Origin of the sequence: Pseudomonas sp. Irchel s3h14 (assembly GCF_900187425.1) — a bacterium.
In the GTDB taxonomy this organism is placed as follows: Bacteria; Pseudomonadota; Gammaproteobacteria; order Pseudomonadales; family Pseudomonadaceae; genus Aquipseudomonas.
Window position 1 is genome coordinate 195,604 of record NZ_FYDJ01000007.1, and the last position, 17,667, is coordinate 213,270.

Consider the following 17,667-nt stretch of genomic DNA (forward strand, 5'->3'; position numbering starts at 1 on the left):
CGTGGTGCTCAGCTCAACGCTGCATCACTGATCGACTTTCGCCCGCGCGCTTCGGCAGCACGCTGCAATTGACTGGCGATCAGGGTGTTCTTCAGCAGATACGCAATGGTCATCGGCCCCACGCCTCCTGGAACCGGCGTGACCGCACGGCTGACGGTGCGAGCACTGGCGTAATCGACATCGCCTACCAGCCGATTGCCGGACTCACTGGCAATGCGATTGATGCCGACATCGATCACCACCGCCCCGGATTTGAGCCAGCTGGCGTCGATCATCTCAGGACGACCCACCGCCGCGACCACGATGTCCGCCAACCTGCACAACGCCGGTACATCGACGCTGCGCGAGTGCACCACGCTGACCGAGCAGTTGGCCTGCAACGACAGGGGCGCTTCGATGGACTGCACGACCTGGTCGATGATCACCCGTTATTTCGCAAACGCCTGGCACAACTGTACGGCGCCAGTGACGACTTCGAAGTGGTGGGACAGGCCTCCAGTGGCCGAGAAGGCACCAACCTGGCCGTGAGCCTGACGCCGCAGCAGGTCTTGCTTGATCTGCACATGCCCGGCTTGAGCAGTTTGCAGGTGCTCGGTGAGCTGCGGTAGTTACGTCTGGACTGCCAGGTGGTGGTGCCGCTTCGATGGATCGCGCCGAGCTGTTGACAGCCCCGCGCCTGGGGCCAGTGGTTATGTGCTCAAGAAAACCGAGCCCGATGCGTTGTTGGCCTACATGCGCAATTGCCACAAGGGTGCGATCGTTCTGGATTCAACCCTGGTTGCGCTGCTGGCCGATGAGGGCGAATCGGTGACCCGGCCTGCACACGATTCGGATCCGCTCGACACCAGCAACCTGACCGAGCGCGAGGGGCAGACCTTGGCCTGATCGCCGCTGGCATGAGCAATAAACAGATCGGCCGGGAACTGGGGATCAGCGACGGCACGGTCAAAATCTATGTGAGGAATCTCTTGCAGAAGCTCAGCCTGCGTTCGCGCCTGGAGCTGGCGACGTGGGTGCACAACGGCGCGTCGGTGAGACACGAGGAGCGTCATTAGATGATGGAACGGCCAGAGGCATTTGTGCAGACACTGCCCTTGCACTTGATGGATCGACTTTCCGGCGGCGTTGCTCGAACTGTGCGATAAAGGGCAGATCGCGCACTTCAACCTGGCCTGGGTCGAGCTGATGGATCTACCGGGTAAGGAATGCAACGTTGCACCACGAAGACCGTTCATTGTGGTGCCAGGCGCTGCATGAGTTGCGTCGCCGCCCGGAGACCTCCTTCAACCAGCGGCGGCGTTTTGTTCACCCTTCGGGGGAACTGCGCTTGTTCGACGTCAGCCTCAAACGCGGGGCTCAGGGTTTTTATCTGGGGGCCGGGGACATTACCGCGCACAAGCGCCGCGAGATTGCCTTGCAGGTCAGCCAGCGCAGCAGCATGAGCCTGCTAGGCAGCATGCCGGGGCAGATCTATCGCGGCCGCAACTACGGCGACGGGACCATGGAATTCGTCAGTGTCGGTTGCCTGCAACTGACCGGGTGTCCATCGGAGCGGTTGGTGGACAACCATGAGTCAACCTACAACAGCCTGATCCTGGCCCAGGATGCCGATTACGTCTGGCGCGAGGTGCAATATGCCTTGTCACGGCAGGAACCCTTCACACCCAACTACCGGATACGCTGCGCCGATCAGCCGATCAAGCATGTCTGGGGAAAGGGTGTGGGGATCTATGCCGATATACGGGAAGTACGGGGTATCGAGGGGGCGATTTTCGAGCGCTGCATGGATTGGCGAGGGCGCTGAATACACCGTTGCGCGAGGGTACAACGCCGGGCATCGCACCCGGCATTGGCTTTCAGGGGGTTATCAGGACAATTCGCCGACTCCTTGGGCGCGCTTGCCGAGTTTCATCAACCAATAATAGCTGAGGGCCGGCACCAGCAACCCGACGATCCAGGCCAGGTCTACGCCATCCAGGGCGTTGGCCACCGGGCCGACATACAACGTGGTGTTCATGAAGGGGATTTCCAGGGCGATTGCCAGCACGAAACTGCCGCAGGCGATCCAGTTGACGCGCCCGTAGATCCCGTTCTTGTCGAAGATGTCATCGATCCGGTACTGGCCTTTGCGCAGGCAGTAGTAATCCACCAGATTGATTGCCGTCCAAGGGATCAGGAAATAGCTCATGAAGAAAATGAAGTTGAGGAAGAAGTTGATGAAGTCGTCCTGACTGATGGTGCACAAGGCCGTGGCGACCAGGCTGATCACCAGCATGAACAGGCCGCGCACCCGAGGCGTCACCTTGAGCCGGGCAAAGGGTTCGATCACGGTGATGGTCGACATGAAGGCGCCGTACAGGTTGAACACATTGATCGACACCTGGCCATAGACGATGAAGACGAACAGCAGCAGCGCGCCGCCACCAAACAGCCCGGCGACATGGCTGCCGACGTTGCTGGAAAAATCGGTGATACCGACGCTGAGGATCGCGCCGAGAATCATCATCCAGGCACCACCGCTGACCGTGCCGGCGTAGCTGTACCAGAACACCTTGGCGGTCGGTGTGCTGCTCGGCAGGTAGCGCGAATAGTCGGCCACGTAAGGCGCATAGGACAGTTGCCAGGTGACTGCGATGCTCACCGCTACCAGAAATTTCGACAACGAGAAGCCCGTTGCCAGCCATTGTTCGGCCGGGATCGGCAGCTTCAAGGCGAGTACCGTCGCGGCGATGAACACCAGCAGCGAAAGCAGCGACAGCCATTTCTGCAGACGATGAATCAGGCGATAACCATAGAGCGCGACGACAAAGCACAACGCCCCGATCAGGTAGATATTGCCGGTGGCCGGCAGCGGGCTGACGGACTCCAGGGCCTGGGCGGCGAGCAAGGTATTGCTGACAAAGAACCCCAGGTAGATCAGCATCACGAACAGCAGCGGCAGCACTGCCCCCAATATGCCGAATTGCGCCCGGCTCTGGATCATTTGCGGGATGCCCAGTTTCGGCCCTTGGGCGGAGTGGGAGGCCATGAAAATCGCGCCCAGCAGCGAGCCGATAATGATCGCCAGTGCGCTCCAGAACAGATTGAGCCCCATGACCACCGGCAACACGCCGGAAGCGATGGTGGTGATGTTCATGTTGGCGCCGAACCAGATGAAAAACAGCGAGCCGGGCTGGCCATGGCGTTCGGCTTCAGGGATGAAATCGATGCTTCTTTTTTCGACTTGCATGGCGATCACTCCTGAGTCCGGGCGAGGTGGGTTTGCAAGCGGGCGATGGTGCTTTCCAGCTCATGGGGCTGGTGGGCGAACAGGTCCGGGCGCTCGGGAATCAGGCTTAGATAATCGCGGTTCTCCAGGGCTCGCAGGCATTCGGCGCAGGTCAGGATCTCCAGCGCGTAAACCCAGTTGGCCATGATCAGCAACGCTGAGTAGTGTCCTGCCAGCGTGGTCGTGGTGCAGGCATCGCTGACCAGCCGAATGTGATAACCCAGGGCGAAGGCGTCGAACACCGTGCTGAGCACGCAGACATCGGTCAACACGCCGCAGACGATCAGGGTGTCGACCTCGAGCGACTTAAGTCGGGCATCCAGGTCGGTGCGATGGAAGGCGCTGTAACGGCCCTTGTCGATAATGAGTTCATCAGGCTGCGGCGCCAGACGTTCGATGATTTCCACTTGCCGGGTGCCGGCGCGATAACTGCTGGGGCCGCCGTCGGCCGCTCGCGGTTCGCCACGCGGCAAGTCACCGCCGTCGGCCTGATTGATGTGGCGGGTATAGATGACAGGCACCCGCTGACGGCGGGCGGTCTCGAGCAGGGTGGCGGTGTTGGCCGCCACGGTGTCGAAGTGTTCCAGGACGAAACCGTCCTCCTGCTGCATGTCGATGATCAACAGCGCGTTTTTATTGTTCATTGAGCAAACCTGATCATGGGCGAAGCACAATGCACCGGACACGCCTCGTGATGACGAGACGTGGAGTGCGTGAATTCCAGTTCGGGTGGCTCAGTAAACGGGTTGCCAGAAGCCGTTCTGCTTGGCGGTAACGCTGGCGCGCAGGCGCTTGAAATGGAGATGCGAAGCGGTCCATTCGCCGCGCAGGTAAGCCTGCTCGGCGCCGGAGGGAAGGGCGAGTGATGGGCGGCGATCATTGATCATTGGAATCGACCCTACACGTCAGTCAGCCCCCCGGCTTCGCGTCCGAGGGGCAGGGTGGTGGACTCAGCGGAACGCCGGGACCACGTGTTTGATGAACAGCTCCAGGGATTTTTTCTTCTCCGCGTGGGGCAGGCTGTTATCGCACCAGAAGCTGAACTCGTCGACCCCCAGTTCCTGGTAGTACTTGATGCGCGGGATGATTTCTTCCGGGGTGCCGATCATGGCGGTGCGGTGCAGACTCTCCAGTTCGAATTCTGGACGAGCGGCGAATTTTTCTTCCGGGCTCGGCGCCAGGAAGCCGTTGACCGGCACTTCCTTGTTGCCGAACCAGGCATCAAAGGTGCGATAGAACCTGGAGATCGCCTTGGCCCCGACTTTCCAGCCTTCGGGATCATCCGTCGCGTGGACGTGGGTGTGACGCAGCACCATCAGTTGCGGACGTGGTATGTCCGGGTTGTTGTCCAGGGCCGCCTGGAATTTGTTCTTCAGGTCGAGGACTTCTTCGTCGCCCTTCATCAGCGGCGTGACCATGACGTTGCAGCCGTTGGCCACGGCGAAGTTGTGCGAATCCGGGTCGCGGGCGGCGATCCACATCGGCGGATTGGGCTTCTGGATCGGCTTCGGTACGCTGGTGGACGTCGGGAATTTCCAGATATCGCCATCGTGGGCGTAATCGCCTTGCCACAAGGCGCGCACCACCGGAACCATCTCGCGCAGTGCTTGACCACCGGAGGAGGCGGGCATGCCACCGGCCATGCGGTCGAACTCCACCTGATAGGCGCCACGGGCCAGACCGACTTCCATGCGGCCGTTACTGATCACGTCCAGCAGCGCGCATTCGCCGGCGACCCGCAACGGGTGCCAGAACGGCGCAATGATGGTGCCGGCGCCGAGGTGAATGGTGGTGGTCTTGGCGGCCAGGTAGGCCAGCAGCGGCATCGGGCTTGGCGAGATGGTGTATTCCATGGCGTGGTGTTCGCCGATCCAGACGGTGCTGAAACCGCCGGCTTCGGCCATCAGGGTCAGTTCGGTCAAGTCTTCGAACAGCTGACGGTGGCTGACGCTTTCGTCCCAACGTTCCATGTGCACGAACAGGGAAAACTTCATGACGCTTACCTCGGATCTTTTGTTGTTGGCCGGTCGATCGGGAGTCGACCGGGCTGATTATTGGAGTCTGGATATTCGCAATGTACGCAAGCTATCTCTGAGTATTGTCGAATCAGGCGAGCACGGGCAGGGCGCCCATTTTGCCATGGCAATACACCAGTGGCCCGGCGTTGTGCTGGGGCACGATCAGGTTCTTCACCGCGCCGACCATGATCGCGTGGTCGCCCCCTTCATATTCGCGCCACAGCTCGCATTCGATCACCGCCGTAGCATTGGCCAGAATCGGGTTACCCAGTTCGCTCAAGGTCCATTCGATGCCTTGCGCCTTGTCTTTGCCTTTGCGTGCGAAGGCATAGGCTTCGCTCTGCTGGCCGCCGGACAGGACGTGAATGGCAAAGCGTTTGTTCTTGATCAGTACCGGATAGGAATCGGAGCTGTAGTTGGGGCAGAACAGCACCAGGGCCGGGTCCATGGACAATGAACTGAAGGCACTGGCGGTCAGGCCGACGATGTGGCCGTCGTCATCCAGCGTGGTAATCACAGTCACCCCGGAAGGAAACGAACCCATCACTTGTTTGTAGATGGCGGCATCGATCATGGGACGGTCCTCTGGCGGTGTAATGCGGTTTTTATGTGTTTGTAGGTCTGATGGTATACCGTAATACATAGTTTGCAAGGGCTTTTTTTCCGACCCGATAAACGTACTCCTTGGGTATTTAAGTCAATGTTTACGGGGCTTTTAGCCCGTCTCTGCGGGCGCTGAGGCGCCACGATTACGAGGCAGATGGGCGCTAAAAGACCGGATCAGTCTTGTTTAAAAGATGGAATACCATAATATGGCCGGCATCTGAGGGGTAGCCGAAGAGCTCCCCCGGTTTGGCTTCGTACAACTATAAGATCAGACAAACTAGAGTTCATGCACATGTCCCAGATGTCCCGGCAAGACCCCCTGATCGAGAATCACACGGTCGATTACGTCCCACTCGCGGAACGCCACGGGAAGGCCCGCGACCTTTTCACATTATGGTTCAGCACCAACATCGCGCCGTTGCCCATCGTGACCGGCGCCATGGTGGTTCAAGTGTTCCACCTTGACCTGTTCTGGGGGCTGTTGGCGATTGCGCTCGGGCATATGGTCGGCGGTCTGGTGATTGCCCTGGCGTCGGCGCAAGGGCCGCGCATGGGGATTCCGCAGATGGTGCAGAGCCGCGGCCAGTTCGGTCGTTATGGTGCGCTGCTGATCGTGTTCTTTGCGGCGATCATCTACATCGGCTTTTTCATCTCCAACATCGTGCTGGCCGGCAAGTCCATTGTCGGCATCGCGCCTTCGGTTCCGGTGCCGGCGAGCATCCTCATCGGCGCCTTGAGCGCCACCGCGATCGGGGTGATCGGTTACCGTTTCATTCACACCCTCAATCGCATCGGGACCTGGGTCATGGGCAGTGCCTTGCTTGCCGGTTTCCTTTACATCTTCGCCCATGACCTGCCGGTGGACTTCTTCACCCGTGGCGGTTTTAACCTGTCGGGCTGGCTGGCAACGGTGTCGTTGGGGATCATCTGGCAGATCAGCTTCTCGCCTTATGTGTCGGACTACTCGCGTTACCTGCCGGCGGATATCGGGATCGCCCGTCCGTTCTTCGCCACGTATCTGGGCGCGACCCTGGGCACCATTTTGTCGTTCACTTTCGGCGCGGTGGCGGTGCTGGCGACTCCGGAAGGCACCGAAGCGATGGCAGCAGTGAAGCAGTCAACCGGCTGGCTGGGGCCGATCCTGATGGTGCTGTTTCTGCTCAACATCATCAGCCACAACGCCTTGAATCTGTATGGCGCGGTGCTGTCGATCATCACCTCGATCCAGACCTTCGCCAGTCAGTGGACGCCGAGCATCAAGGTGCGCGTGGTGTTGTCGAGTGTCGTGCTGGCGGGGTGCTGCCTCGTCGCATTGGGCGCTTCTGCAGACTTCATCTCGCAGTTCATCGGCCTGATTTTGGCGCTGTTGCTGGTGCTGGTGCCTTGGGCGTCGATCAACCTGATTGATTTCTATCTGATCAAGCGTGGCAGCTATGACATTGCCTCGATCTTCCGTGCGGATGGCGGGATTTACGGGTGTTTCAATCTGCATGCGATCGTTGCGTATTTCATCGGGATTATTGTGCAGCTGCCGTTTGCCAATACGTCGTTGTATGTCGGGCCGTATGCCAATCTGGTGGAAGGGGCTGATCTGTCGTGGCTGGTGGGGTTGGTGGTGACTTGCCCGTTGTATTATTGCCTGGCTACCCGCAGTCAAGCGCAAGAGCGCAAAGCTTCCAGACTCGGTTATGCCGATTAATCAAACCCGTCTTCTGTTCGTCTGAGATGCCCGGCCTGTGCCGGGCATTTTCGTTTGGATGGCGAACAGAGGGGGAGCTGAAGGCGCACATTTGATCGGTACCAAGCTCGGATGCTGTGCCCACTCAAGATTCACTGTGTGAGCTTGCTGGAGAAAGCGGTTGGTCAGGGGCGACGACGGTGTTGGCTGGGTGGTGGTACTCGCGAGCAGGCCCCCACATTTTATCGGGGCGGGGCAGGGATGCTGTGTTCGCTGAAGATCCTTGCGGGAACGGGCTTGCCCGCGAAAGTGCGAAGTCAGGCGACGGCGTTGTTGGCTGAAGGATGTATTCGAGAGGGAGATGCACATCCGCTCGGAGCAGGGCACGGATGCTGTGTTCGTGTTGATCCCGGGGCCTTTGCTCGTGAAAGTGATGAGTCAGGCAGAGGGGATAGTGAGATCAAAAAAGGCCGCCGCAACCCGACGTTGCAGCGACCCGAGGGTGATAGATAACGTGCGGCCCACTGGCATGGGTCGCTTGAGGATCAATGAGCGCCAGCAGCCTTATTCAGATCGCTCTCAGCCCATTCGGTATAAACGCATGCATCCGCAGTCGCCCAACGCACACGCACCGGATCGCCCGCCTTGAGCGGCATGCCCGCGGCAGATAGCGCCTTAACGGTCATGGACGTACCGCCCGAGGTCACCACACTGCAAGTCTGGCTTTCACCAAGAAACAGCACTTCCACGACCTTGGCCGAAACTTCATTCCAGCCCGCCGCCAACGGTTCCTGGGCGGCCTGCTCGACACTCAAGGCCAACGCTTTCTCCGGCCGCACCATCAGCAAAACATCCTGATCAGTCTGCAACCCGGCGGTCAGTCGAATCGACAGAGACTGACCTTCAAACGAAGCCACCGCATTGCCCTGAGCCTTGAGCTTGAGGAAGTTGGAGTTGCCAAGGAACGAGGCAACGAAGGCATTTGGCGGGTTCTGATACAGGTCAAAGCCGCTGCCCAATCCAACGATTTTGCCGTGACTGAAAATCGCGATGCGCTGAGACAAACGCATGGCTTCTTCCTGGTCGTGGGTCACGTAAATGATGGTGATGCCCAGACGCCGATGCAGCTGGCGCAGTTCATCCTGCAAGTCTTCACGCAGCTTTTTGTCCAGTGCGCCAAGGGGTTCGTCCATCAGCAGAATGCGTGGTTCATAAACCAGCGCCCGAGCGATCGCCACCCGTTGCTGCTGCCCACCGGAAAGTTGTGAAGGGCGGCGATGGGCGAATTGTTCCAGTTGCACCAGTTTGAGCATGGCGTCGACCCGGTGCTCACGCTCGCTGGCGGCCAGCTTGCGGATGGCCAGCGGAAACGCGATGTTCTCGCGCACCGACAGGTGCGGAAACAGCGAATAACGCTGGAACACCATGCCAATATCACGCTTGTGCGGCGGTACGTTGACCAGCGACTGGCCATTGACCTGGATCTCGCCGCTGCTCGGGGTTTCGAAGCCGGCAAGCATCGACAGGGTAGTGCTTTTGCCGGAGCCGCTGGAGCCGAGGAAGGTCAGGAATTCACCGTCCTTGATGTCCAGCGAGATGTCGTCCACGGCGGCAAAGTCGCCGTAGTACTTGTTCAGGTTGCGCAGGCTGACCAGCGGTTTGTCGTTCTGCTGCGCGGAATCTTTGATGACGGCACTCATGTCGTACTCCTGTGCGCTCAGGCGCTGATTTGATTGCGCCGGCGAACGGCGGCGGCGATGACCATGACCAATACCGAGAGGCCGATCAGCAGCGTCGAAGCGACGGCGATCACGGGTGTCAGGTCCTGGCGCAGGGTGGTCCACATTTTTACGGGAAGGGTTTGCAGGGTAGGGCTGGCCATCATCACGCTCAGCACCACTTCATCCCACGACACCAGGAACGCGAACAGCGCACCGGCGACCATGCCCGGGCGGATTGCGGGAAAGGTCACCTTGAACACCGCTTGCAGTCGCGAGGCGCCGCAGATCACCGCGGCATCCTCGATGGACTGATCGAACAGCTTCAGCGAGTTGATGATCGAGATGATAGTGAACGGCAGCGCTACGATGACGTGGCTAACCACGAAAGCGAACATCGTTCCGGTGTAGCCGAGTTTGAGAAACAGCGCATACACCGCCACCGCGATGATCACCAGCGGCACGATCATCGGCAGGGTGAACAGGCCGTAGAGCATTTCCCGTCCTGGAAAGCGCCCGCGTACCAGGGCAAAAGCGGTCGGCAAACCCAGGGCTACAGCGCAGATCGTGGTCAGCACGGCGACCTTGAGGCTGGCCATGGCTGCGTTCATCCAATCGGGATTGGAGAAAAACTGGCCGTACCATTTCAGCGTCCAGCCCGGCGGCGGAAACACCAGCCACTGGGAGGAGCCGAAGGACAGCAGCACGATGAACACGATCGGCAACAGCAGGAACAGCGCGATCAAACCAGTCGTGAAATACAGGCCGAAACGCATGCGCCGGCTCATGGCATTGGGGGTCAGGAGCATGACGGCTTACCTCGCGTTGCTGGCGCCAACCGGGGATTCCGGCTGGAGCTTCAGGTAGAAGTAGAACAACACCAGCGTGATCACGATCAGCAAGGCTGCACCGGCGCTGGCCAGTCCCCAATTGAGGAACGACTGCACCTGCTGAATGATGAATTCGGGCAGCATCATGTTCTGCGCGCCGCCCAGCAGCGCCGGGGTCACGTAGTAACCGAGGGACATCACAAATACCATCAGGCCACCGGAAAACAGCCCCGGCCGGCACAGCGGCAGGAACACCCGGAAGAAGTTGGTCCAGGGGCTGGCGCCGCAAATCGAACCGGCCTGCAGAATCATCGGGTCAATGGCCTGCATGGTCGCCTGCAACGGCAGCACGATGAACGGGATCATGATGTAACTCATGCCGATCACCACGCCGGTCAGGTTGTGCACCATTTCCAGTGGCTGATCGATGATGCCCATTGCCATCAGCGCTTTGTTGATTACACCGGACGCCTGCAACAGCACCAGCCAGGAATAGGTCCGCGCCAACAGGCTGGTCCACATCGACAGCAGCACAATGTTGAGGACCCAGCGGCCCCAGCCACGAGGCACCAGCGTGATCGCCCACGCCAGAGGAAAGCCCAGCAGCAAGCTGAACAGGGTCACCAGCCCGGCCACCGAGAAGGTGTTGAGCAAGACCCGGGCGTAAGCCGAGTTGGCGAACAGTTGTTCGTAGTTACCCAGGCCCGGTACCGGCTCCAGCACGCCCCGCAGCAGCAGACCAATCAGCGGCGCCAGAAAGAACAGGCCGAGAAACAGCAGGGCGGGGATCAGGTTGCTTGAACCGCGCCAGCGCTGTGTCAGGGAAGGGGATTGGTTCATCACAGCCGCCTTGCCGGGAACCGCCCCGGCAGCGCCAGTGGCGCTCCCGGTCGGCGTGGGTTGACGGGACGCTGTTGCCGTCATTTTCATTTGACCAGCCATTCGTTCCACCGTGTCGCGATGGCCGGACCGTTCTTGGCCCAGTACGCGAAATCAAGAGTGATCTGATCCTTGGCGTAGGCAGTCGGCAGGTTAGGGGCGAGCACCGAATCCAGGCGCGCCACGCTGTCGACGTTGACCGGCGCATAGGCGGTCAGGTTGGAGAAGTCAGCTTGTCCTTTGGCGCTGCTGGCGTTGGCCAAAAACTTCATGGCGGCGGCCTTGTTTTTCGAGCCTTTAGGGATGACCAGAATGTCGGCCATGACCAGGTTCTGTTTCCAGCTCACGCCCACCGGCGCGCCATCTTGTTGCAGGGCGTAGATGCGGCCGTTCCAGAACTGCCCGAGGCTCGCTTCACCCGAGGCCAGCAACTGTTGCGACTGCGCGCCGCCGCCCCACCAGACGATGTCTTTCTTGATGGTGTCGAGTTTCTTGAAGGCGCGATCCAGGTCCAGCGGGTACAGCTTGTCGGCGGGTACACCGTCGGCCAGCAGAGCCAGTTCGAGCACGCCGGGGCTTGGCCATTTGTAGAGGGCGCGTTTGCCAGGATAGGTCTTGGTGTCGAACAGCGCGGACCAATCTTGAGGTTTGCCGGCACCGAGCTTGCCTTCGTTGTAACCGAGGACGAAGGAGAAGTAGAACGAGCCGACGCCATGGTCAGAGACGAAGCGCGGGTCGATTTTGTCGCGCTGGATCACCGAGAAATCGAGGGGTTCGAGCAAGCCTTCAGCCGCCGCGCGCAAGGCGAAGTCCGCCTCGACGTCGACCACGTCCCATTGCACGTTACCGCTTTCGACCATGGCTTTGAGTTTGCCGTAGTCGGTAGGACCATCCTGGACCACGGTGATGCCGCTGGCCTTGCTGAACGGATCGGCCCAGGCCTGCTTCTGTGCATCCTGGGTGCTGCCGCCCCAGCTGACGAAGTTGACGCTTTCAGCCGCCATCGCCACATGGCTGACCGTGGTCAACAAGCCTGCGAACAGTACTGCGGTTACACCTTTGTTCAACACCATTTTCACGCCCTCATTTGTTGTGTTTTTGAGCGGGTTTGGTAATGCCCGCCTATCGGGAGCAGTAGGTCCATCTGGCCTCTTAAGGCGACCGTGCCAAGGGCTGTTATTGGTGCTTTCCCTAACGGGTGCACTTGGCTACATTGTCCGGTCTATGGAATATCATATTATGGTATTCCAAACTTTGTGCAAGCACTTTGCCGTACCGGCTATCAGCCAAAAGCGGTTTTTTGGCCGTCAGGTCACCCAATAGTGACCTGACGGGTAAAAGGGCCATCCCCGGACTCATTCGGTGAACGGGATGCTCTCGACCACTTCCAGGTCGTAACCGGTCAAGCCTGCGTATTTCAGTGGCGGGCCGAGATGACGCAACTTGCCCACGCCGAGATCCTGCAGAATCTGCGCCCCTGTCCCTACTTCAGAATAGATGCGCGATTGCGAGCGGCTGAACTGTCGTGGCGGTTGAGTGAGTTGTGGAACGCGTTCCAGCAGCGCTTGCGACGACTCATGATTGGCCAGCACGACCACCACGCCGCGACCTTCTTCAGCCACCCGTTGCAGCGCAGCCCACAACGTCCAGTTGGACGGGCCGCTGTACTGCGCACCGACCAGATCGCGCAGCGGATCGATCACATGCACCCGCACCAGGGTGGGTTCTTCTCGACGAATGTCACCCATGACCATCGCCATGTGCACGCCACCTTCGATGCGGTCCTCAAAGGTGATCAGGCGGAAAGTCCCATGCACCGTCGGCAATTCGCGTTCACCGATGCGCACCACGGTGTGTTCGGTGCTGAGCCGGTAGTGGATCAGATCGGCGATGGTGCCGATCTTGATCCCGTGTTTACGGGCGAACACTTCAAGATCCGGGCGGCGGGCCATGGTACCGTCGTCGTTCATCACTTCGACGATTACCGAGGCGGGGGTGAAGCCGGCCAGGCGAGCGAGGTCGCAACCGGCTTCGGTGTGGCCGGCACGGGTCAGCACGCCGCCTTCCTTGGCGCGTAGCGGGAAGATATGGCCGGGCTGCACAATGTTCGTGGGACCTGCATCGGCAGCGACGGCGGCGGCAACGGTACACGCCCGATCGGCGGCGGAAATACCGGTGGTCACGCCCACGGCGGCCTCGATGGACACGGTGAACGCGGTGCTGAACACACTGCCATTGCTCGGCACCATCTGCTCCAGACCCAGGCGCTGGCAGTGCTCGTCGGTCAGGGTCAGGCAAATCAATCCGCGTGCTTCACGAGCCATGAAGCTGATGGCATCGGCGGTGCAACGGTCGGCGGCGATCAGCAGGTCGCCTTCGTTTTCCCGATCCTCGTCATCGACCAGCAGCACCATCTTGCCTTGCCGGTAATCTTCGATGATTTCTTCGATGCTGTTGAAGGCCATGCTGGAACTCTCAGTGTTTGGTGGGTATATTTATTGGTATACCATAATACAAAATAAACCAAGAGGTCACTATGAAGGCGTACTGGATTGCTCACGTGGATGTCACCGACCCCGATCAATACAGCCAATACACCCAGCGCGCCCCGGCGGCGTTCGCTTTATATGGCGGGCGGATGCTGGCCCGGGGCGGACGCAGCGAAGCGATGGAAGGTCGGCCGACACCGCAACGCAGCGTGGTCATCGAGTTCGATTCTTACGAGCAGGCGCTGGCCTGTTACCACAGCGAGCAATATCAGGAGGCGAAACGTCACCGCAAGGGCGTGGCCCGGGCCGAGGTGATCATTGTCGAGGGGGTGGCACCTTAGGAGATGTCAGCGGATGAAGTGGATCTTGCCGGTATCGTCGTTGCCGATGTAGATGCCGTAGACCCCGGCCTGGCGTTCCTCGATATAGCGTTCGAGGATCTGCCGGATTGCCGGGTAATAGATGCTGTCCCAGGGAATGTCCTCGGGCGCGAAGAATTTGTAGTCCAGGGTTTCCGGGCCGTATTGGCCGGTGATTTCCAGCGCGATGGCGCGGAAAATGATGTACACCTCGCTGATTTTCGGCACGCTGAAGATCGAGTAGGGCGAGAGAATTTCCGCGCGCACGCCGCTCTCTTCCCAGACTTCGCGCAGCGCCGCTTGCTCGGTGGTCTCGCCGCCTTCCATGAAGCCCGCCGGCAGCGTCCAGGTGCCCGGACGCGGCGGGATCGCGCGTTGGCACAGCAGGTACTTGCCGTCCTGCTCGATGATGCAGCCGGCAATGATTTTCGGATTGATGTAATGGATGTAGCCGCAGCCACGGCACATCAGACGCTCGTGTGTATCGCCCGGTGGCAGCTGGTGACCGAGGTCACCGCCGCCGCACTTTGGACAAAAGCTCGGGCTGAACATGGTTAGCGACCTATGCGAGGTTCTTTGAGCGCGATGGGCAGGGTGATCTCGGGGATTTTTCCGGTCTCTTCCTGTTTGCGCTTGAGGTAATCGAGTGCGACGGTTGCGGCGGCGCGCACGTGGTCGACGCAAGCCTGGTGGGCGGCCAGAGGATCGCCGCTCTTGATCGCTTCGACCATGCGTTCCATTTCCTGGTTGCTCACGCCACGGCGATTTTCCTGGGACACCGAAGTCGCCCGCAAGTAACTGATCCGTGCCTGCAACTGACGCAGTTGAGTGGCCGCCACATGGTTGCCGGAGCCTTCGAGCAGGACGTCGTAGAAACCTTGAACCGAATCGATCACCTGTTGCAGTTCACCTTCCTTGAGGGCCTTGCGGTTTTCCTCGAGGGCTTTTTCCAGGGCCTTGATGTCCTTGGCCTTGGCACGCAGGGTGAACAGCTGGACGATCAGGCCCTCGAGCACGCAACGCAGTTCGTAGATATCCACGGCATCGGCCAGCGTAATAATGGCAACCCGTGGGCCCTTGGCGTCGGCGAATTCCACCAGGCCTTCGGACTCCAGGTGACGCAAGGCTTCGCGTACGGACGTGCGGCTGACGCCCAGGCGATCGCACAGATCGCGTTCGACCAGACGATCTCCCGGCAAGAGCTGGAAGTTCATGATGGCGCTTCGCAGTTTATCCAGCACGATTTCGCGCAGGGTAACGGGGTTGCGATTGACCTTGAAGCTGTCGTCGAGTGGCAGGCGTTTCATGGGGTCCGCTCTGAGTGTGGCTGTCCATGCAAAAAGAGCACTTCGATCCAGGATCATCGTGCTCAGGTCATCAAAACAGCCAAGGGTTAACTGGAGGCCTCGGCATCGGCTTCGGCGAAGGCTTCACGGGCGAGCCGGAAACTGTCTACGGCAGCGGGAACACCGCAATAAATACCGACCTGAAGCAGAATTTCGCGTATTTGTTCACGACTCAGCCCGTTACGCAAGGCGCCGCGTACATGCAGCTTGAGTTCGTGCGGCCGATTGAGGGCCGAAATCATCGCCAAGTTTATCATGCTGCGCTCTTTAAGCGACAAACCCTCACGGCCCCAGACGTGGCCCCAGCAGTACTCGGTGACCATCTCCTGAAGAGGCCGGGTGAAGTCGTCGGCGTTCTCGATGGAGCGGTTCACGTAGGCCTCACCCAGTACCTGAGTGCGAATTTTCAGGCCTTTTTTATATTTTTCATTGCTCATCGCTGTGCGCTCCCAAAATCGTCGAGCCCTCCCATCAAGGTGTATTTGAGCTCCAGATAATCTTCGATGCCGTACTTGGACCCTTCACGGCCCAGCCCCGAGGATTTGATCCCGCCAAAGGGTGCGACTTCGGTAGAAATCAGCCCTTCGTTGATCCCGACCATGCCGTACTCCAGCGCTTCACTCATGCGCCAGGCCCGGCCCAGATCGCGGGTGTAGCAGTAAGCTGCGAGGCCGAATTCGGTGTCGTTAGCCAAGTGCACAGCCTCGGCTTCGGTGTCGAAGCGGAACACTGCGGCCAACGGGCCGAAGGTTTCCTCTTGAGCGACTTTCATGTCACCGGTCACGCCGGCCAACACGGTTGGCTGGAAGAAGCCGTGCCCCAGTGCATGGCGTTCGCCGCCGCAAAGCAGTCGGGCGCCTTGGGCGAGGGCGTCCTGAACATGGTCTTCGACTTTGGCCACCGCGCGTTCGTTAATCAGCGGACCTTGAGTGACACCTGCCTCGAAACCACTGCCGACGTTCAGTTGCACCACGCACTCGGCCAGTCGCGTGGCAAAAGCATCATGAATGCCACTCTGCACCAGGAAGCGATTGGCACAGACACAGGTTTGCCCGGCATTGCGGAACTTGGCGATCAGCGCACCTTCTACGGCGCGCTCCAGATCAGCATCGTCGAACACGATGAAGGGCGCGTTGCCCCCCAATTCCAGCGAGACTTTTTTCAGCGTTGGCGCGCACTGCGCCATGAGCAATTTGCCAATGGCGGTGGAGCCGGTGAACGACAGTTTGCGCACCAGCGAGCTGGCGGTCAGCTCACCGCCGATGGCCACGGCGTCGCCGGTGATCACATTGAAAATGCCCGGTGGAATCCCGGCCTGTTCCGCCAACGCGGCCATGGCCAGCGCCGAGAACGGGGTTTCCGGTGCCGGTTTGACGATGCATGGGCAACCGGCCGCCAGCGCCGGCCCGGCTTTGCGGGTGATCATCGCCGCCGGGAAATTCCACGGGGTGATGGCCGCGACCACGCCGATCGGCTCTTTGCTGACCACAATGCGCGCATCGCCTTTGTGGCTGGGAATGGTGTCGCCATAGATGCGCTTGGCTTCTTCGGCGAACCACTCGATGAAACTCGCGGCGTAGAGAATTTCACCCTTGGCCTCGGCCAGGGGCTTGCCTTGTTCCAGGGTGAGGATTTCTGCCAGAGCATCGGCGTGTTCAAGCATCAGTGCGTGCCAGCGCTTGAGCGTCTGGCTACGTTCCTTGGCGGTCAGTGCGCGCCAGGCCGGCCAGGCTTTGTTGGCGGCGGCGATGGCCTGACGAGCTTCTGCGGCGCCAAGGTTCGGCACCTGGCCGATCTTTTCGCCGGTGGCCGGGTTGAAAATGTCCTGACAGACGCCATCGGGCGCATCCAGCCACTGGCCGTCGATGTAGGCCTGCTGGCGGAACAGTTGCAAGGCTGCTGGGCTCATGCCGGCTCCCATAATAGAAGTAAAAAAGGGCCGCACCGGGGGGGGTTAGACGCAGCCCAAATGTAGACGTCAGGCCAGGGTGGGCAGCGGGCCCAGCTTGCCTTTGTGATAGATCATCGGCGTGACCGGTTGCTCGGGCAGAATCAGGTTCTTCACCGCACCGACGATGATCGCGTGATCGCCGCCGTCGTACTCACGCCACAGTTCGCACTCGATGATCGCCGTGGCTTTGCCCAGCAGCGGGTTGCCCAACTCGCTGAGGTGCCAGTCGATGCCTTTGGCCTTGTCCTTGCCTTTGCCCGCAAACGCATAGGCTTCGGCAGTCTGGTCGGCCGATAGCAGATGAATCGCGAACTGCTTGCTGTCACGCAGAATCGGGTACGTATCCGAGGCATAGTTGGGACAGAACAGCACCAGTGCCGGATCAATCGACAGCGCACTGAAGGCGCTGGCGGTGATGCCGACGATGCCACCGTCCGGGTCCAGGGTGGTGACCACCGTGACCCCGGATGGGAACGAGCTCATGACGTCTTTGTAAATGCCGGGTTCGATCATGTCGGCGGTCTC

17 protein-coding genes and 3 pseudogenes are annotated in these 17,667 nt (G+C 60.0%); 4 read left to right on the top strand and 16 right to left on the bottom strand.

Annotated features, from left to right (window positions below):
• Positions 1 to 8: 8 nt before the first annotated feature.
• A pseudogene (locus CKW16_RS16195) lies at positions 9 to 392 on the bottom strand (bifunctional 5,10-methylene-tetrahydrofolate dehydrogenase/5,10-methylene-tetrahydrofolate cyclohydrolase); the annotation flags it as partial.
• 9 nt (positions 393 to 401) lie between these two features.
• Here CKW16_RS16195 and CKW16_RS32880 point away from each other — a divergent pair.
• Both CKW16_RS32880 and CKW16_RS16205 read left to right on the top strand, forming a co-directional pair.
• A pseudogene (locus tag CKW16_RS32880) lies at positions 402 to 1,055 on the top strand (LuxR C-terminal-related transcriptional regulator).
• Positions 1,056 to 1,804: pseudogene (locus CKW16_RS16205) on the top strand (PAS domain-containing protein).
• Between the two features lie 63 nt (positions 1,805 to 1,867).
• Here CKW16_RS16205 and CKW16_RS16210 read toward each other — a convergent pair.
• The 5 genes from CKW16_RS16210 to CKW16_RS16225 all read right to left on the bottom strand — a co-directional run bounded on the left by CKW16_RS16210 (position 1,868) and on the right by CKW16_RS16225 (position 5,860).
• Positions 1,868 to 3,229 carry a cytosine permease gene (locus CKW16_RS16210; protein ID WP_095129259.1) on the bottom strand — a complete coding sequence of 454 codons (1,362 nt, stop codon included), beginning with the start codon at positions 3,227 to 3,229 and terminating at the stop codon, positions 1,868 to 1,870.
• 5 nt (positions 3,230 to 3,234) lie between these two features.
• Complete coding sequence (locus CKW16_RS16215) at positions 3,235 to 3,912, bottom strand: isochorismatase family cysteine hydrolase (RefSeq protein WP_095129260.1); 678 nt, start codon at positions 3,910 to 3,912, stop codon at positions 3,235 to 3,237.
• Between the two features lie 90 nt (positions 3,913 to 4,002).
• Positions 4,003 to 4,155 (bottom strand): hypothetical protein, encoded by a 153-nt coding sequence (locus CKW16_RS32320; protein WP_176471562.1) that lies wholly within the window; start codon positions 4,153 to 4,155, stop codon positions 4,003 to 4,005.
• Between the two features lie 63 nt (positions 4,156 to 4,218).
• On the bottom strand, positions 4,219 to 5,262 hold the full coding sequence (locus tag CKW16_RS16220) for an LLM class flavin-dependent oxidoreductase (protein ID WP_095129261.1): 1,044 nt from the start codon (positions 5,260 to 5,262) through the stop codon (positions 4,219 to 4,221).
• Positions 5,263 to 5,374: 112 nt separating this feature from the next.
• Positions 5,375 to 5,860, bottom strand: a complete 486-nt coding sequence (locus CKW16_RS16225; protein WP_095129262.1) for a flavin reductase family protein — start codon at positions 5,858 to 5,860, stop codon at positions 5,375 to 5,377.
• Between the two features lie 324 nt (positions 5,861 to 6,184).
• On the opposite strand from CKW16_RS16225, the gene CKW16_RS16230 reads away from it, so the two are divergent.
• On the top strand, positions 6,185 to 7,591 hold the full coding sequence (locus CKW16_RS16230) for a cytosine permease (protein ID WP_095129263.1): 1,407 nt from the start codon (positions 6,185 to 6,187) through the stop codon (positions 7,589 to 7,591).
• A gap of 524 nt (positions 7,592 to 8,115) precedes the next feature.
• Here CKW16_RS16230 and CKW16_RS16235 read toward each other — a convergent pair.
• From CKW16_RS16235 to ribBA, 5 genes are all read right to left on the bottom strand, one after another.
• Positions 8,116 to 9,270, bottom strand: coding sequence for an ABC transporter ATP-binding protein (locus tag CKW16_RS16235; RefSeq protein ID WP_095129264.1), 1,155 nt, complete (start codon positions 9,268 to 9,270; stop codon positions 8,116 to 8,118).
• A 17-nt stretch (positions 9,271 to 9,287) separates the two neighbouring features.
• Positions 9,288 to 10,097, bottom strand: a complete 810-nt coding sequence (locus CKW16_RS16240) for an ABC transporter permease (RefSeq protein ID WP_074877303.1) — start codon at positions 10,095 to 10,097, stop codon at positions 9,288 to 9,290.
• A 6-nt stretch (positions 10,098 to 10,103) separates the two neighbouring features.
• Positions 10,104 to 11,048 carry an ABC transporter permease gene (locus CKW16_RS16245; protein WP_176471565.1) on the bottom strand — a complete coding sequence of 315 codons (945 nt, stop codon included), beginning with the start codon at positions 11,046 to 11,048 and terminating at the stop codon, positions 10,104 to 10,106.
• A complete protein-coding gene (locus CKW16_RS16250; RefSeq protein ID WP_095129266.1) occupies positions 11,045 to 12,070 on the bottom strand; it encodes an ABC transporter substrate-binding protein in 1,026 nt (341 codons plus the stop codon). The genes CKW16_RS16245 and CKW16_RS16250 overlap by 4 nt, the downstream gene beginning before the upstream one ends.
• Positions 12,071 to 12,352: 282 nt before the next feature.
• Complete coding sequence (gene ribBA, locus CKW16_RS16255; RefSeq protein ID WP_095129267.1) at positions 12,353 to 13,462, bottom strand: bifunctional 3,4-dihydroxy-2-butanone-4-phosphate synthase/GTP cyclohydrolase II; 1,110 nt, start codon at positions 13,460 to 13,462, stop codon at positions 12,353 to 12,355.
• Positions 13,463 to 13,533: 71 nt separating this feature from the next.
• Between ribBA and CKW16_RS16260 the strand changes: the two genes are divergently transcribed.
• The gene (locus tag CKW16_RS16260) at positions 13,534 to 13,827 is read left to right on the top strand and encodes a DUF1330 domain-containing protein (protein WP_095129268.1); all 294 of its coding nucleotides are present in this window, start codon (positions 13,534 to 13,536) and stop codon (positions 13,825 to 13,827) included.
• A gap of 6 nt (positions 13,828 to 13,833) precedes the next feature.
• Here CKW16_RS16260 and CKW16_RS16265 read toward each other — a convergent pair whose 3' ends face one another.
• The 5 genes from CKW16_RS16265 to CKW16_RS16285 all read right to left on the bottom strand — a co-directional run bounded on the left by CKW16_RS16265 (position 13,834) and on the right by CKW16_RS16285 (position 17,655).
• Positions 13,834 to 14,397 (bottom strand): NUDIX hydrolase, encoded by a 564-nt coding sequence (locus CKW16_RS16265; RefSeq protein ID WP_095129269.1) that lies wholly within the window; start codon positions 14,395 to 14,397, stop codon positions 13,834 to 13,836.
• A 2-nt stretch (positions 14,398 to 14,399) separates the two neighbouring features.
• Complete coding sequence (locus CKW16_RS16270; protein ID WP_095129270.1) at positions 14,400 to 15,152, bottom strand: GntR family transcriptional regulator; 753 nt, start codon at positions 15,150 to 15,152, stop codon at positions 14,400 to 14,402.
• 86 nt (positions 15,153 to 15,238) lie between these two features.
• Positions 15,239 to 15,628, bottom strand: coding sequence for a carboxymuconolactone decarboxylase family protein (locus CKW16_RS16275; protein ID WP_095129271.1), 390 nt, complete (start codon positions 15,626 to 15,628; stop codon positions 15,239 to 15,241).
• A complete protein-coding gene (locus CKW16_RS16280; RefSeq protein ID WP_095129272.1) occupies positions 15,625 to 17,100 on the bottom strand; it encodes an NAD-dependent succinate-semialdehyde dehydrogenase in 1,476 nt (491 codons plus the stop codon). The genes CKW16_RS16275 and CKW16_RS16280 overlap by 4 nt, the downstream gene beginning before the upstream one ends.
• Before the next feature lie 69 nt (positions 17,101 to 17,169).
• Positions 17,170 to 17,655: a flavin reductase family protein gene (locus CKW16_RS16285; protein ID WP_095129273.1), complete on the bottom strand. Its 486-nt coding sequence runs from the start codon at positions 17,653 to 17,655 to the stop codon at positions 17,170 to 17,172.
• Positions 17,656 to 17,667: the final 12 nt, after the last annotated feature.